Source organism: Fusobacterium sp. JB019 (assembly GCA_030673965.1).
Lineage (GTDB): Bacteria > Fusobacteriota > Fusobacteriia > Fusobacteriales > Fusobacteriaceae > Fusobacterium_B.
Window position 1 is genome coordinate 105,407 of record JAUTCN010000008.1, and the last position, 15,861, is coordinate 121,267.

Here is a 15,861-nt window from a genome sequence, read left to right on the forward strand (position 1 = left end):
GTATGGAAAAAATATTAGAACTAGAATTTATTCAAAATTATGCCATGGCTATTTCTTCCATATTGGAAGCTGATGTAACTATTATAGATAAGAATTTAAAAAGAGTAGCAGGAACAGGGGAATATAAAGAAAAGTTAGGGGAAAAGATACCTGATGATTCTCTTTTTGGAGAGATTATCTTAAAGGGATATGAAAATAATATAGGGAATTGTTTAGAAGAAGAGTCTTGCTTAAAATGCGAGAAGAGGAATTATTGTAAAGAACTTGCTAATATAGCAGAACCTATTTATTTAAATGATGAAATAATAGGAGTTATAGGAATAATAGCCTTTGATAAGGATCAAAAAAAATGTCTCTTAGAAAAAAGAGCTTCATTAGAAGAATTTTTAAAGTATATGAGTTTACTTCTTGAAAGTAAAATCCAACTTGCTATGGAAAAAAATAAATTAGAAGATCAGATAAAAGAGGTAATAAATTCTCAAAGTAATAAATTTAAAAGAAATAAATATATAGGGAGAAATAAAAAAATTATTGAGATTTTAAACTTATGTGATAAGATTGCAAACTCAACTTCCACAATAGTTATAACAGGAGAGAGTGGAACAGGAAAGGATTTGTTAGCAAAATATATTCATTCAGTAAGTGATAGAAAGGATGAATTAATGATATCTATAAATTGCGGGGCTATACCTGAAAATCTTGTAGAAAGTGAACTTTTTGGATATGAAGAGGGAGCTTTTACAGGGGCTAAAAAGAAAGGGCATATTGGTAAATTTGAATTAGCTAATAAAAGTACTTTGTTTTTAGATGAAATAGGAGATATGCCGCTGCATGTTCAAAAGAAATTATTGAGAGTTTTGCAAGAACAAAAAATAGAAAGAATTGGAGGTAAAGATTCGATTCCCATAGATGTTAGAGTTATTTGTGCAACTAATAAGAACTTAGAAGAAATGGTAAAGGAAAAAACTTTTAGAGAAGATCTTTATTATAGAATTAATGTTATTCCAATAGAGATTCCTGCTTTAAGAAATAGAAAAGATGATATTATGAATTTTATAAACTATTTTATAAAAATTTATAATAAAAAATTAAAGAAAAATATTTTAGGAGTCACAAGGGAAGCTGAAAAAATGTTGGTAGCTTATGATTGGCCTGGAAATGTGAGAGAACTTAAAAATATAATAGAATATATAGGGAATATATTAGAAGGAAGTTATATTGATGTTAAGGATTTACCTAGACAAATAAGCAAAAATAATGGAATAAATATATTAAACAAAAATTTATCCCAAATAATTGGGGAATATGAAAAAAATGTTCTAGAAGAATTAATGAAGGATATAAAAACAGTTGAAGAAAAGGACGTTCTAGCTAAAAAGCTAGGGATAAGTAGAGCTACCTTGTACAGAAAATTATTATCTTATGGATTATAAAATGAATTATCAAAAATGAGAAAGGTTTATCAAAAATGATAAACCTTTCTTTTTAATTGTTTAGGAGATGATTGCAGAATGAATTATCAAAAATGAGAAATTTAAGAGAAGGGAAAATAAATAGAAAGCAGAAAAAATAAGGAGTTATGAGTTGGCATAAAAATTGCTTATTATATATTTGTTAAATAAATTAAAAAAGAGGTGAAGTTATGAATAAATATACAGATCTTATAAAATTAGTTAAATCTGAAATGAAACCTAGTATGGGATGTACAGAACCAGTTGCTATAGGATTAGCAGTTTCCAACACATGCAGATATTTAGAAAAACCAGCTACTAAGTTAAAATTAAAGATAAGTTCAAATATTTTTAAGAATGCTTTTTGCGTAAAATTACCTAATACAGAAGAAGCAGGAATAAAATTAGCTTCAGCCTTAGGTTATTTATTAACTAAAGAAGACAATGATATGGAAATTTTTAAAAACATAACTAATGATTTAGTTTTAGAAGCTAAAGAATTATTGAAAAAGGGATTTGTTGAGACTGAAGCTGTTCAAGATAGCAGATTTTATATAGAAGTTTTAGCAATTAATGATAATGAAGAAATTAGAACAATAACTTTAGATAAACACGATAATTTAGTTAAAGTTGAAAAAAATGGAGAAACTATTTTAAATAAATTAGAAGAAAAAAAAGAAAATGAAAATAAAATAAAAGAAGAAAAATTAGATATTTCTAAATTTACAGTTAAAGAATTAGTTGAGATAGCTGAAAATATAGATATTAAAGAATTAGAATTCTTAAAAGAATGTATTGATATGAACTTAGCAGCTTCTGAGGAAGGGCTTAGAAAAGATTACGGAATGCATATAGGAAGAACAATGAAAAGATTAATAGAAGAAAAAACATTATCTAATGACTTAGTAAACTATGTTAAAATGACAGTCTCTTCAGCAAGTGATATGAGAATGGGAGGAGGACCATTATCTGCAATGACAGTTGCAGGAAGTGGAAATCAAGGTTTTCAAACAACGTTACCTATAATAGCAGCATCTAAATATTTAAAATTATCTCACGATAAAAGCTTAAGAGCTTTATTTATGAGTATATTAATTATGCTTAGAATGAAATGTAAATTAGGTAGATTATCTCCAATATGTGGAGCAATGCTAGGGGGAACAGCAGCTTCAGCAGGAATTGCTTGGATTTTAGGAGGTAAAATAGAAGAAATATCAGGGGCTATGCAAAATATGTTTGCCAATGTTTCAGGAATGATGTGTGATGGTGCAAAAGATGGTTGTGCAGTAAAATTATGCACTTGTTCTGGAGAATCAGTATTGTCAGCAAAATATTCTATGGCAGGGGTAAGAGCTTGCAAAACAGATGGTATAGTTAGTGAAAAATTAGAAGATACAATAGATAATATAGCAAGACTTTCAAATGAAGGAATGAAAGAAATAGATATGAATGTAATAGACATCTTATCTAAAAAATAAATAAGAAATAATCTTAATTTTTAAATAATATACAACTCACAAAAAAGCAGGAATATAAATTCCTGCTTTTTAAATAATTTAAATTATTTATTAAATATAAGATCTTTTACACAAAGCTTTGGTACGTACATATGATGATTTTCTTCATCACGATAGTATTTAGTTTCTTTGTGTATAGCGTTGAAGATAGATGATTTCTCAGCAGGCTCCCCTAGAGCAATCATAATCTCACAGCTATAATTTTCAGGAATATTTAAAAGTTGTTGTATTTTATCCTTGTTAAATGATGCTAGAATACATCCACCTAAATTCATTTCAGTTGCAGTTAACAAAATATTTTGAGAAGCAATACCCATATCAAAATAATTATAGTTATAATTTAAGTTTTTTTTGTTTGGTAGACATAATACAATATAAGCTCGAGGACATTCCTTTTCAGAAGGATTCCATTTTATTCCTCCAGCCCATGCAATATTTGGAAATATTTCATCACATAGATTTTTTTCCCAAACAAGAGCATATCTTATGTTTTGACCGTTTCTAGCACTAGCTGCAAGTCTAGCGTTTTCAATCATTTTTAATAATTCTTCCTTATAGACACTTCTACTTGTAAAAGATCTATATGAACGATTTTTTAAAAATATATTTTTATCCATAATTTAAACCTCCCAGTGATAATAAACCCGTATTAAACCCTAATTAGATAATAGATGAAAAATAAATAAAAGTCAATTTTAAATTTTAAGTTATAGACAAAAATAGAATAATAAGATATGATTATATTAAGAGGTGAGAAGTATGAAACAAACTTTAGAAGAATATTTAAATGCAATAAGTCATTATGTGGGAGCTGGTTTATCAGTTATTGCTTTAGTTTTAATGATTATCAAATCTTCTAAAACTTTAGAAGCAGGTTATATCTTAGGTTGTGTAATTTTTGGATTGGCATTAATATTTTTATATTCAATGTCAGGAACATATCATATTTTAAAAAAAGGAAAGGCTAAAAATATATTTAGAGTCTTAGACCATGTGGCAATTTATGTGTTGATTTCAGCATCTTATACGCCTTATATTTTTACTGTTTTACATGGTAAAACTAGATGGATTGTTTTTTGTGCTCAGTGGGGTCTTACTTTATTTGGGATTATTTTTAAAATGTTTTTCACAGGAAGATTTAAAGCCGTTTCTACTTTAATTTATTTATTTATGGGATGGATGGTAATGTTTGTATTTAAGGATATAAAATTATCTTTAAGTACTATGTCTTTAGACTTTTTAATTACCGGTGGTATAATTTATTCAGTAGGTGCATTGTTTTATATGATGAAAAATTTAAAATTTAGTCATTGTATATGGCATATGTTTGTAATAGGTGGAAGTTTATTTAATTTTTTATCTATTTATTATATAGTTTAGGAGAAAAGATGAATTTTTATATAAAAATGATAATTAAAATGTTAGAAAGAAGCATGACAGGTCAAGATTCAGAAGTTTTGGAAAAATTGAAAAAAGGGATAGATTTGTCAATAAAGGATAAGGAAGAACTAGAAGAAATAATAGATAGTTTATAACTATTAAAATTATGGAGGAAACTATGGAATTTGTAAAGGATTTTAACAAAGAAGCGATAATTTATAAGGAGAGGACCTATTCTTATAAAGAAGTGATAAGAGCAGCGAAATATTTTTCATCAATATTAAAGGTTAATAAAGGTGATAGAGTAGTAAATTTTATAGAAAATAGACCGGAATTTATATTTAATTTTTTTGGAGCTTGGGATGCAAAGGTAACTCCAGTAAATGTAGATGCTTCTTATGATGAAGAAGAATTAGAATATGTTTTATCAGATTGTGAGCCTAAATATATTTTAACGTCAACAAAAAATTATGAAACAGCTAAAGAAGCTGTTAAACTTTCAGGGAAAAAAATTGAAGTTATAAATACACAAGAGATAGAAATTCCTGAAGATTTTAAAGTAGATGAGTATTCAATAAAATCTCCTAATCCAGAAGATATAGGAGTTTTACTATATACATCAGGAACAACAGGGAAACCAAAGGGAGTAATGTTAACTTTTGATAATTTAATGTCAAATGTAGATGCAATAACAGAGATAAAAATGGCAACTCCACAAGATAGGATACTGGCATTATTACCTTACCATCATGTATTGCCTCTTTCGATAAATTTACTTATGGCAATTCATATAGGAACATTAATTGTTTTATTAGATGATCTTTCAGCAAGTTCAATAACAGGAGCGTTAAAAAAGCATAAAATTACTATAGTTGTAGGAGTTCCTAGACTTTGGGAAATGATACACAAAGGAGTAATGGGTAAAATAAAAAGCAATAATTTTGCTAGTAAATTATTTAAATTATGTGGGAAAATAAATAATGATAAATTTAGCAAGTTAGTTTTCAAAAAAGTTCATGAGGCCTTTGGAGGGCATATAAGATTTTTTGTTTCAGGAGGAGCAAAAATTAATCCTGAGATATTAAATGATTTCAATACTTTAGGAATAAAAGTTTTAGAAGGTTATGGATTAACAGAAACATCTCCTATTATAGCTTTTAATAGGGAAGATGATATTAAAAATGGTACTGTTGGAACTTTAATTCCAGGAGTTAGAGTAAAAATAGAAAAAGATGGTGAGCTTGTAGTAAAGGGTAGAAATGTAATGAAAGGTTACTATAATAAACCTGAAGCAACAGCTGCTGCAATAGATGAAGATGGATGGTTCCATACAGGAGATTTAGCTAAAATAGAAGATGGATATATTTCTATCATAGGAAGAAAAAAAGAAATGATAGTTCTATCTAATGGTAAGAATATAAATCCTATAGATATTGAAAATGAAATATTAAAAGGAACAGACATAGTTCAAGATATAGCAATTGTTGAGCATAATAATCATTTACTAGCTTTAGTTTATCCTGATTTTAAAATTGTAAACGAAAGAAAAATAACTAATATTACAGAAACTTTAAAATGGGAGATTGTGGATAGCTATAATGTTACAGCTCCTAAATATAGAAAAATATTAGAAATAAAAATTGTAAAAGAAGAATTACCTAAAACAAAGTTAGGAAAGCTTAGAAGATTTATGCTTAAAGATTTAATAGTAGATGATGAGACAAAAGAAACAAGAGAGGCTAAGGCTAAAAAGAAAGAAAAAGCTAGAAAAGAAGATAAAGAATATAGTACTGTTGAGTTTAAAGCTCTTTATGAATATATTAAAAAAGAACATGGAGAAGAAATAACTCCAGATTCTCATATAGAAATAGATTTAGGATTAGACTCTTTAGATATTGTTGAAATGAATGCTTTTATTGAAAAAACTTTTGGATTTGAAATTAATGAAGAAGAAGTTGGAACAGTTAAAGCTATTAGAGATATTTGTGAATATATTAGAAAAAACAGTAATTTTTATCACCAAGAAGATGTGGATTGGAAGGAAATTCTTTTAAAAGAAGATATAAAATATGATTTACCAAAAAGCTTTATGGTTACTATAACAAGAATAGTTCTTACTCCTGTATTTGCTTTTTATTTAAGACTTAAAAAGAAGGGATTAGACAAAATAAGTAAAGATAGAAGAATATATATATGTAATCACGAAAGTTTTATAGATGCCTTTGCAGTAGGGAGAATGTTCGAATCTTCTCAAGCTAAAAACACTTACTTTTTTGCCATAAAAAAACATTTTGAAAAACCAATAATGAAATACATGGCAGATCATGGAAATATTGTTTTAGTAGATATTAATAAAAATTTAAAAGAAAGTTTACAGATTGCAGCAAAAGTTTTAAAATCCAATAAAAGTTTAGTCATTTTTCCAGAAGGAGCAAGAACAAGAGACGGAGAACTACAGAACTTTAAAAAGTTCTTTGCTATTCTTTCAAAGGAGTTAAATATTCCTGTAACAGTATTAGGTATAACAGGAGCTTATGAGGCAATGCCATATGGATCTAAGTTCTTTAAATCAGGAGACCTAGAATTAGAGGTTTTGGGAGATATTTATCCTGAAAAATTATCTGTTGAAGATATAGTCAAAGAGTCCAAAAATATGATTTTTAATTGGAAAAATAGTCAGAAAACCCTTAAAACAAAAAAGAATTAAGTTGACAAAACAGGTATTATAAGTTATAATTATCTTGAATTAGATTAAAAGAAATTTAGCTTTGTGAAATGGGGTATCGAAATAAGTACTTAAGTTTCAAAACTAGTCTTTATCTATTCATTAAAAAGTATTTTATGGAGGTATCACAATGAACAAAGGAACAGTTAAATGGTTTAACGCAGAAAAAGGGTTTGGATTCATCACATCTGAAGAAGGAAATGACTTATTCGTACATTTCTCTGAAATCAAAAAAGAAGGATTCAAAACTTTAGAAGAAGGTCAATCAGTTACTTTTGATGTAAAAGAAGGACAAAAAGGACCTCAAGCAGCTAACGTAGAAATCGCGTAGTTCTTGTAAAAAAAAAAGTAATTTTCATCCCACTCGTAAGAGTGGGATTTTTTTTACTTTAAATTAGAATTAAAAGAAATTTATGATTAATAAAAAATATTTAAGTTGACAAAAGTATCAATATAGGTTATACTTGTCTAGAAGTAGATTAAAAGAAACTTAGCTTTGTGGAATGAGGTATCGAAATAAGTACTTAAGTTCAAAACTAGTCTTTATCTATTAAATTAAAAAAGTATTTTATGGAGGTATCACAATGAACAAAGGAACAGTTAAATGGTTTAACGCAGAAAAAGGGTTTGGATTCATCACATCTGAAGAAGGGAAAGATTTATTCGTACATTTCTCTGAAATCAAAAAAGAAGGATTCAAAACTTTAGAAGAAGGTCAAGAAGTAACTTTTGATGTAAAAGAAGGACAAAAAGGACCTCAAGCAGCTAACGTAGAAATCGCGTAGTTCTTGTAAAAAAAAGAATTTTAATCCCGCTCATAAGAGTGGGATTTTTTTATGTTTTTTTGTATATGTAGATGTTCTATAAAATGGAACAAAAAAAAATAGAAGCCCTTTTTTTTAAAGGGAAAGATTAGATTGGAAGGAACAAAAAAATAGAAAAACTGATTAGTGGAAAAAGAAAAAATAAATTGGTATAATTTATTTATAAGGAATCGATTATAAAAAATTATAGTGGAGGGATGTATGGATAAATTAAATAAAAAAGGAATATGGGAAGCTTATAGGTTTTCAATTATTTTAATAGGAGCAATACTGATAGGAAGTTTAGTTGGTTTAAAAATGGGAGAAGGGGCTAAAGTTTTTAAACCTTTAGGAGATTTATTTATAAATGGAATGTTTACTTTGGTTGTTCCATTAGTTTTAGTAACAATTAGTGGATCTATTTCAGCAATGAGTGATATGAAAAGACTTGGTAAAATATTAAAAAGTTTACTATTAATATTTGTTGGAACTGGAGCTATTGCAGCAGTTTTAGTTTTAATTGTTGTCCATGTTTTCCCACCAGCAAAGGGAGTAGTTTTAAATATGCCTCAAGCAACAACTTTAAAGCCTTTTTCAACAGGTAGTCAAATTGTATCAGCTTTAACTGTTACAGATTTTCCCCAGTTAATATCAAGAAAAAACATGTTACCTTTAATAATATTTGCAATAATATTTGGTATGTGTGTTAACGCAATTGGAGAAAAGGGGAAAATAGTTGCAAAGGGATTAGATGCATTATCAGAAGTATTTTTAAAAATGGTAAGTTTATTAATGTATTATGCCCCAATTGGTTTAGGAGCATATTTTGCAGCATTAATAGGACAATATGGAAAAGATTTGATAGGTTCTTACGCTAGAGCTCTGGCTATTTATTATCCTCTATGTTTTGTATATATGATTATATTTTTCCCTATTTACGCTTATATTTCAGGAGGAAAAGAGGGTGTTAAATCTCTTAAACATGTATTTTCTCCAGCTGTTACAGCTGTAGCAACTCAAAGCAGTATAGCAACTCTTCCAGTAAACTTAGAAGCTTGCGAAAATATAGGAGTACCAAAAGATATAAGAGATATAGTTCTTCCAATAGGAGCAACAGCTCATATGGATGGGACAGTATTTAGTACTATTTTAAAGATTTCATTCTTGTTTGGAATATTTGAAATACCATTTACAGGAATGGGAACTTATATAAGTGCAATTTTACTTGCAATAGCAGGTGGAGTAGTTATGTCAGGAGTTCCTGGAGGAGGATTAATAGGAGAAATGCTAATAGTTACCATGTATGGTTTTCCACCTGAGGCATTTCCTATAATAGCTACAATAGGTTATTTGGTAGATCCACCAGCAACAATGATTAATGCAAGTGGTGATACAATAGCTTCAATGTTAGTTACAAGAGCTGTAGAAGGAAAAGATTGGTTGAATAAAAAATTAGGTTAATATACAATAACTCTCAAATTATTTTGAGGGTTATTTTTTTTATTGTGTTAAAATATAACTGAAAATCTTAAAATAATGTGATATTATATAGCTAAGTAAAGAATTAAAATATAGAAAGGAGTTGGCTATGGATAGAGAAATATTATTGAAAAATGTAAAAAGAGTGGTAATTAAAATAGGAACATCAACATTAACTCATGAGAATGGATATCTAAACATAAATAAAATAGAAAAATTAGTTAGAAACATATCACATATTCAAAACTTAGGTTATGAAGTTATTGTTGTAAGTTCAGGAGCAGTTGGAGCAGGAATGGGAAGACTGAATTTGAAAGAAAGACCCAAAACAATTCCTGAAAAACAAGCAATAGCAGCAGTAGGTCAAGTTGCTTTAATTCATTTATATCAAAAATTATTTTTTGAATATAATAAAAATATAGCTCAACTACTATTAACAGGGGAAGATTTAGGAGATAGACAAAGATTTTTAAATGCAAGAAATGCATGTTTTGAATTAATTAGTAAAAATATAATACCAATAATAAATGAAAATGATTCTGTTTTAACAGAGGAAATAAAAATAGGAGATAACGATACATTATCAGCATTAGTATCTAGCTTGATAGATGCTGATTTATTAATAATTTTATCCGATATAGATGGACTTTATACAGCAGATCCAAGAAAAGATCCAGAAGCTAAATTAATAAGTACAGTTGAAGAAGTTACTCCAGAAATTAAAGATATGGGTAAGGGAGCTGGAAGCAGTTTAGGTACTGGAGGAATGGCAACAAAAATAAGAGCAGCAGAAATAACTGTTTCAAAGGGAATTAATATGCTTATTGCAAATGGAGAAAATCCTAGCATCATTGTGGATGTGTTAGAAGGAAAAGAAGTAGGAACTTTATTCTTAGCAAATAATAAGACAGAAAATTCTAAAAAGCACTGGATAAAATATAATTCGTCTAAGCACGGGAAAATAGTAGTTGATAAAGGGGCTGAGGAAGCTATTAAGGTAGGTAAGAGTTTACTTCCGAAGGGAATTGTTAGAGTTGAAGGAGACTTTATAAAAGGTGAAGTAATAGCTATATATTCAGTTGATAAAAAAGAAATAGGAAAGGGGATAGTAAATTATTCTTCTTCTGAGATTAATTTGATTAAAGGTCGGCACAGTAAAGATATAGAAAAAATATTGAAATACCAAGAATATTCAGAAGTAATACATAGTAATAACATAAGCAGAGACTAGGAGGGGAAATGGATTATATAAAGGAAATTTGTAAAAATGCAAAACTTGCATCTAGAAAATTAATTAGTTTAAGTGCAAAGGATAAAAATAGAATTTTAAAAGCAATGAGTGATGCTCTTCTTAATTCATTAGAAGAAATATTATTAGAAAATGAAAAAGATATTTTAAATGGAAAAGCTAAAAATTTATCAGAAGCTTTTTTAGATAGACTTAAACTTACAGAAGAAAGAATACAAGGGATATCAGATTCATTATTAAAAATAGCAGATTTTCAAGATCCAATAGGAGAAACTGTTAAGGGATGGAAATTAGAAAATGAATTAAAAATAGAGCAAGTAAGGGTTCCAATAGGGGTTATAGCTATGATTTTTGAATCAAGACCTAATGTTACAGTTGATGCAGCAGGTTTATGTTTAAAGTCAGGAAATGCTATTATCTTAAGAGGTGGAAGTGATGCTATTAATTCTAATAAAGCTTTAGCTAAGGTTATAATAGAAGCTGGAATTAAAGCTGGAATGCCTAAAGGTGCGGTACAATTAATAGAAAAAACAGACAGAAAATTAGTGGGAGAACTTTTAGGTGAAGTAGAATATATAGATGCAGTTATTCCTAGAGGTGGAAAGGCTTTAAAAAAAGCTATTAATGAAAGCTCTAAAATACCAGTTATAGAAACAGGAGCAGGAGTTTGTCATTTATATATAGATGAATTTGCACAAGATGATATGGCTGTTAAAATATTAATAAATGCTAAAACCCAAAGACCTGGAGTATGTAATGCTATAGAAACATTATTGATTCATGAAAGTAAATTGAATTTATTGAAAGAAATAGAAAAAGAATTGAAAGAGAAAAAAGTGGAAATAGTTGCAGATGAAAAGGCAGCAGAATATTTAGAAAATTGTGAATTAGCCACTGATTTAGATTGGGAAGAAGAATATCTTTCTTTGAAAATTTCAATAAAAACAGTTTCCTCTGTAGAAGAAGCTATAGATCATATTGAAAAGTATAGTACTAAGCATTCAGAATCTATCATAACAAATTCTAATGAAAATTCAGAAAAGTTTTTAAAAGAAGTGGATTCAGCTTGTGTTTATGTTAATGCTTCTACTCGTTTTACTGATGGAGGAGAATTTGGATTTGGAGGAGAAATAGGTATCAGTACTCAAAAATTACATGCTAGAGGACCTATGGGAATAAGAGAATTAACTACTGGGAAATATATAATCAGAGGTAATGGGCAAGTAAGAGGTTAAAATTTCAATAAAAAAATAATTGACATTTTAAATAAAGAATGCTAGAATACCTCAAATAAAAAAATAAAACAAAGGGGGGTGTATCAAATGAAAAAATTAAATAATAATTATCAAAAAAATACATCTCTTGTAAATACATTTTCTTGGTGTTGGTGCTAAAAGAAGTTTGTAATTGTTTTAATTAAAACAGATACAAACTAATTTTGCGTTGCAAATATCTAGTCAAGAAAGTGTATCTGTGTATATATAATTAATGTTAAATTGTTAATTAGAACCTCAGGTGCAGCCTGAGGTTTTTTTTATAGAAAAAATTAAAAAAATTAAAAATTAAAAAGTAGGAGGGAAATAATGGAAAAGAAAAGAGAGTTATGGACAAGTCGATCAGGATTTATTTTTGCAGCTATTGGTGCAGCAGTGGGGCTTGGAAACTTATGGAGATTTCCATTTCAAGCTTACAAAAATGGTGGAGGAGCTTTTTTCTTTCCATATATAGTTGCATTATTTTCTTGTGCAATACCTTTAATGATATTAGAATATACTTATGGACGTAGAATTAGAGGAGGGTCAATAAAAGCTTTTAAAACTATAAGTGCTAAGTATGAATGGATTGGTTGGATGCAAGTGATGGTACCTATAATAGTTATGATGTTTTATTGTACTATTATATCAGTATCTGTTATCTTTATGGTATGGTCTTTAGGACATGCCTTTGGAATAGTTAATTTCATGGGAGATCCTGGGAAATTAATGGGAATGGTAGCAGGTAGTGCAAAGGGTCCCTTTGATTTTGCAAGTGGTATAAGTAAATATTTATTTTCTTTTGTAATTTTAGTATGGATAGCTAATGTGGTTATTGTAAGAAAGGGAATTTCAAAAGGAATAGAAAAAGTTTCAAAAATATTTACACCTGTATTAATAATAATGATGTTTATGTTTATGATAAATTCACTTAGATTAAATGGCGCTATGCTAGGTTTAAAGCAATTATTTACACCAGATTTTTCAAAAATATTAAATCCAAGTATCTGGGTTTCAGCTTATGCTCAAGTTTTTTTCTCGACAACTTTGGCAGTTGGTGTTATGATAGCTTATGGGTCATACTTAAAAGAAGACTCAGATATTGTAGGAAGTTCTCTTATGACAGTTATGGCAAATGCTTCATTTGATATAATTGCAGGAGTGACAGTTTTCTCAACTTTAGGATATTTGGTAACAAATATGGGAGTACAATTTGATTCATTTGGAAGTGGAGCAGGAATTGCATTTATAGCTTTTCCTATAGCAATAAGCACAATAACTTCAAATGTATTTTTACAAGGAATGCTTGGATTTTTATTCTTTTTCTGTTTATTTATAGCAGGACTTTCTTCAAGTATTTCAATGTTAGAAGCTTTTACAACAGCTTCTTTAGATAAATTTAAAATTCCAAGAGAAAGAATAGTAACAATAATTTCAATTATTGGATTTTTAGGAAGTGTATGTTTTGCAACATTTGCAGGATTTAATTATATATTAGACATAGTAGATTCACATGTTGGAAATTATGTAATAGCAACACTTGGATTAGTTGAAACAATATTAGTTTGTTATGTATATGGAGTTGAAAAAATTAGAGTAGATGCTAATGAACATTCAAATATAAAAGTTGGAAAATATTTTAATTTCTTATTAAAGTATGTGACTCCGATAATATTAGGAATAACAGTTGTTTCAAATCTAGGTAAAGAATTTAAAAAATTAGCAGGGTTATTAGTTGAAAATAAAGAAGCCTTTATGGGAGAAATGGTATTTGGTTGGGGAGTTATATTACTTATGCTTTTAGCTTCAATCTTCTTGTATTTAAAGAAAGAAGATTAGAAATATCTTATTAGGCTGCATATGAATTAAGACATTTAAAATTTAAAGGAGGAATATATATGATAGTAAAAAATGTATTAGAATTAATAGGAAAGACACCAATTTTAAAATTAAATAATGTTTGTGGTAATTCATACTGCTGTGAGGATATGGCTGATATATATATTAAGTTAGAAGGGAAAAATCCTGGTGGAAGTATTAAGGATAGAGTAGCTCTTAATATGATTGAAAAAGCTGAAAAGGAAGGTTTATTAAAAGAAAATGGAACAATAATAGAACCAACAAGTGGAAATACAGGAATTGGTCTTGTTTATATAGGAAGATTAAAAGGATATAATGTAAAAATAGTTATGCCTGATTCTATGAGTCAAGAAAGAATAAATATTATGAAAGCTTATGGTGGGGAAGTTATATTAACTCCAGGAAAATTAGGAATGAAGGGTGCTATTGAAAAGGCAGAAGAACTAACTAAAGAAATAGAAAATAGTTTTATGCCAGGTCAATTTGATAACCTAGCTAATCCAGAAATTCACTATAATACTACAGCGGAAGAAATAATAGAAGATTTTAATGATTTAGATGCCTTTGTTGCAGGAGTTGGAACAGGTGGAACAATTGTAGGAAACGGGAAAAAACTAAAAGAAAAATATAAGAATATAAAAATTTACGCAGTGGAACCAAATGAATCTCCTGTTTTATCAGGTGGAAAACCAGGACCACATAAAATACAAGGAATAGGGGCAGGATTTATTCCAAAAATAGTTGATTTAGATGTAATAGATCATGTTGTAAAGGTAGAAAGTGAAGATGCCTTTGAAACTTGTAGAGTGGTAGGTAAAAATGAAGGAATTTTATTTGGTATATCAACAGGTGCTAATATATATGCAGCAATAGAGGTTGCTAAAAAATTAGGTCCTGGTAAAAAAGTATTAACAGTTTCTCCAGATGGAGGAGAAAAATACTTATCCACAGACTTATATAAATTTTAGGAGAAAATAATGTTTAAACAATTGAATTACGATTTAGAAAATATAGTTAAATTAGATCCAGCTGCAAGAAATAAATTAGAAGTATTACTACTATATCCTTGTGTACATAGCTTAATTGCCCATAGGATAGCTCATTTTCTTTATACAAAGAAAAGATATTTTTTAGCAAGATTTATTTCTCAAGTTTCAAGATTTTTTACAGGTATAGAAATTCATCCAGGAGCTGTAATAGGAAAAGGATTTTTTATAGATCATGGTATGGGAATAGTTATTGGAGAAACGGCAGTAATAGGTGATAATGTAATGCTATACCATCAAGTAACTTTAGGTGGAACTGGAAATGAAAAGGGAGTCAAAAGACATCCAACAGTTGAAGATAACTGTATTATAGGAACAGGAGCAAAGCTTCTGGGAAATATAACAATAGGAAAAGGAAGCAAAGTAGGAGCCAATTCCGTTGTGTTATCAAGTGTTCCAGAAAATGCTACAGTTGTGGGAATTCCTGGAAAAGTTAAAAAAATAAACAAAACGAGATAAAAAATAGCCAAAAAGTGGAAATGCGAAATAAACATTTCCACTTTTTTCAAAAACGGGGTATAATTAAGGGTATATACTAGAAATTGATTTAAAACACAATGATAGGAGTTGGTATTTATGATGAAAGACAAGTATGTTGTTAAAGTTTACGGAAAACCAATTATAAAAGATGGGGAAGAATATAAAAATTGTATTGAATGTTTGTCATCAAATAGTTTAAAGACTATTTGGAAATATGCAAAACAACTTAAAGAAAGTTATCCAGATGAAAACATTGTTGTTAAGGAGAGAATTCGAGAAGGTTGGGTAGAAATGCCTGAAGAGAAAATAGAAGAATAAAAAGTCAAAGACTAGGGATTTTCCCTAGTCTTTTTTATCAGATGTAATAACTCCATCTTTATATTTAATTTTTATAAATTTATCTTCAGTTAAAGGTACTTTTTGAACAAGAGTTCCTGTAAATAGTTTTTCTTTATAATATAATTTTGTTCCTTTAAGATGAAGATCAGGATCTCCAACTTTAACCTCTTTACTCATACATGCTGTGAAAGCCAAGGCTACACATAATACTAGAAATTTTTTCATATTTTCTCCTTTTATTTTTAGTAAGATTAAGTTATATTAAACCTTGTTTAATAT

At 28.4% G+C, this 15,861-nt stretch carries 16 protein-coding genes; 14 read left to right on the plus strand and 2 right to left on the minus strand.

From position 1 onward, the window contains the following. The first annotated feature begins 2 nt into the window (after nucleotides 1–2). A complete protein-coding gene (locus Q7K47_06770; GenBank protein MDP0506925.1) occupies nucleotides 3–1,433 on the plus strand; it encodes a sigma 54-interacting transcriptional regulator in 1,431 nt (476 codons plus the stop codon). Between the two features lie 209 nt (nucleotides 1,434–1,642). Then, nucleotides 1,643–2,929, plus strand: coding sequence for an L-serine ammonia-lyase, iron-sulfur-dependent, subunit alpha (locus Q7K47_06775; protein ID MDP0506926.1), 1,287 nt, complete (start codon nucleotides 1,643–1,645; stop codon nucleotides 2,927–2,929). 83 nt (nucleotides 2,930–3,012) lie between these two features. Here Q7K47_06775 and Q7K47_06780 read toward each other — a convergent pair whose 3' ends face one another. Continuing rightward, nucleotides 3,013–3,585 (minus strand): nitroreductase family protein, encoded by a 573-nt coding sequence (locus Q7K47_06780; GenBank protein ID MDP0506927.1) that lies wholly within the window; start codon nucleotides 3,583–3,585, stop codon nucleotides 3,013–3,015. Between the two features lie 142 nt (nucleotides 3,586–3,727). Here Q7K47_06780 and Q7K47_06785 point away from each other — a divergent pair, with 142 nt between their 5' ends. From Q7K47_06785 to Q7K47_06840, 12 genes are all read left to right on the plus strand, one after another. Next, entirely contained in the window at nucleotides 3,728–4,348 is a 621-nt protein-coding gene (locus tag Q7K47_06785; GenBank protein ID MDP0506928.1) for a hemolysin III family protein, read from the plus strand. An 8-nt stretch (nucleotides 4,349–4,356) separates the two neighbouring features. Beyond that, on the plus strand, nucleotides 4,357–4,503 hold the full coding sequence (locus tag Q7K47_06790) for a hypothetical protein (GenBank protein MDP0506929.1): 147 nt from the start codon (nucleotides 4,357–4,359) through the stop codon (nucleotides 4,501–4,503). A 23-nt stretch (nucleotides 4,504–4,526) separates the two neighbouring features. Then, the gene (locus Q7K47_06795) at nucleotides 4,527–7,055 is read left to right on the plus strand and encodes an AMP-binding protein (GenBank protein MDP0506930.1); all 2,529 of its coding nucleotides are present in this window, start codon (nucleotides 4,527–4,529) and stop codon (nucleotides 7,053–7,055) included. A 148-nt stretch (nucleotides 7,056–7,203) separates the two neighbouring features. Next, nucleotides 7,204–7,404, plus strand: a complete 201-nt coding sequence (locus Q7K47_06800) for a cold-shock protein (GenBank protein MDP0506931.1) — start codon at nucleotides 7,204–7,206, stop codon at nucleotides 7,402–7,404. A 253-nt stretch (nucleotides 7,405–7,657) separates the two neighbouring features. Beyond that, nucleotides 7,658–7,858, plus strand: a complete 201-nt coding sequence (locus tag Q7K47_06805; GenBank protein MDP0506932.1) for a cold-shock protein — start codon at nucleotides 7,658–7,660, stop codon at nucleotides 7,856–7,858. 240 nt (nucleotides 7,859–8,098) lie between these two features. Then, a complete protein-coding gene (locus Q7K47_06810; protein MDP0506933.1) occupies nucleotides 8,099–9,337 on the plus strand; it encodes a dicarboxylate/amino acid:cation symporter in 1,239 nt (412 codons plus the stop codon). Nucleotides 9,338–9,464: 127 nt separating this feature from the next. Then, nucleotides 9,465–10,586 (plus strand): glutamate 5-kinase, encoded by a 1,122-nt coding sequence (gene proB, locus Q7K47_06815; protein ID MDP0506934.1) that lies wholly within the window; start codon nucleotides 9,465–9,467, stop codon nucleotides 10,584–10,586. A gap of 8 nt (nucleotides 10,587–10,594) precedes the next feature. Continuing rightward, nucleotides 10,595–11,839, plus strand: coding sequence for a glutamate-5-semialdehyde dehydrogenase (locus tag Q7K47_06820; GenBank protein ID MDP0506935.1), 1,245 nt, complete (start codon nucleotides 10,595–10,597; stop codon nucleotides 11,837–11,839). Nucleotides 11,840–12,187: 348 nt separating this feature from the next. Further along, nucleotides 12,188–13,696: a sodium-dependent transporter gene (locus Q7K47_06825; protein ID MDP0506936.1), complete on the plus strand. Its 1,509-nt coding sequence runs from the start codon at nucleotides 12,188–12,190 to the stop codon at nucleotides 13,694–13,696. A 59-nt stretch (nucleotides 13,697–13,755) separates the two neighbouring features. Continuing rightward, nucleotides 13,756–14,685: a cysteine synthase A gene (cysK, locus tag Q7K47_06830; GenBank protein MDP0506937.1), complete on the plus strand. Its 930-nt coding sequence runs from the start codon at nucleotides 13,756–13,758 to the stop codon at nucleotides 14,683–14,685. 9 nt (nucleotides 14,686–14,694) lie between these two features. Then, nucleotides 14,695–15,222 (plus strand): serine O-acetyltransferase EpsC, encoded by a 528-nt coding sequence (epsC, locus tag Q7K47_06835; protein MDP0506938.1) that lies wholly within the window; start codon nucleotides 14,695–14,697, stop codon nucleotides 15,220–15,222. Between the two features lie 117 nt (nucleotides 15,223–15,339). Then, nucleotides 15,340–15,561 (plus strand): hypothetical protein, encoded by a 222-nt coding sequence (locus Q7K47_06840; protein MDP0506939.1) that lies wholly within the window; start codon nucleotides 15,340–15,342, stop codon nucleotides 15,559–15,561. A gap of 24 nt (nucleotides 15,562–15,585) precedes the next feature. Here the strand turns inward: Q7K47_06840 and Q7K47_06845 are convergent, their stop codons facing one another. Next, entirely contained in the window at nucleotides 15,586–15,807 is a 222-nt protein-coding gene (locus Q7K47_06845) for a hypothetical protein (protein MDP0506940.1), read from the minus strand. Between the last annotated feature and the right edge of the window lie 54 nt (nucleotides 15,808–15,861).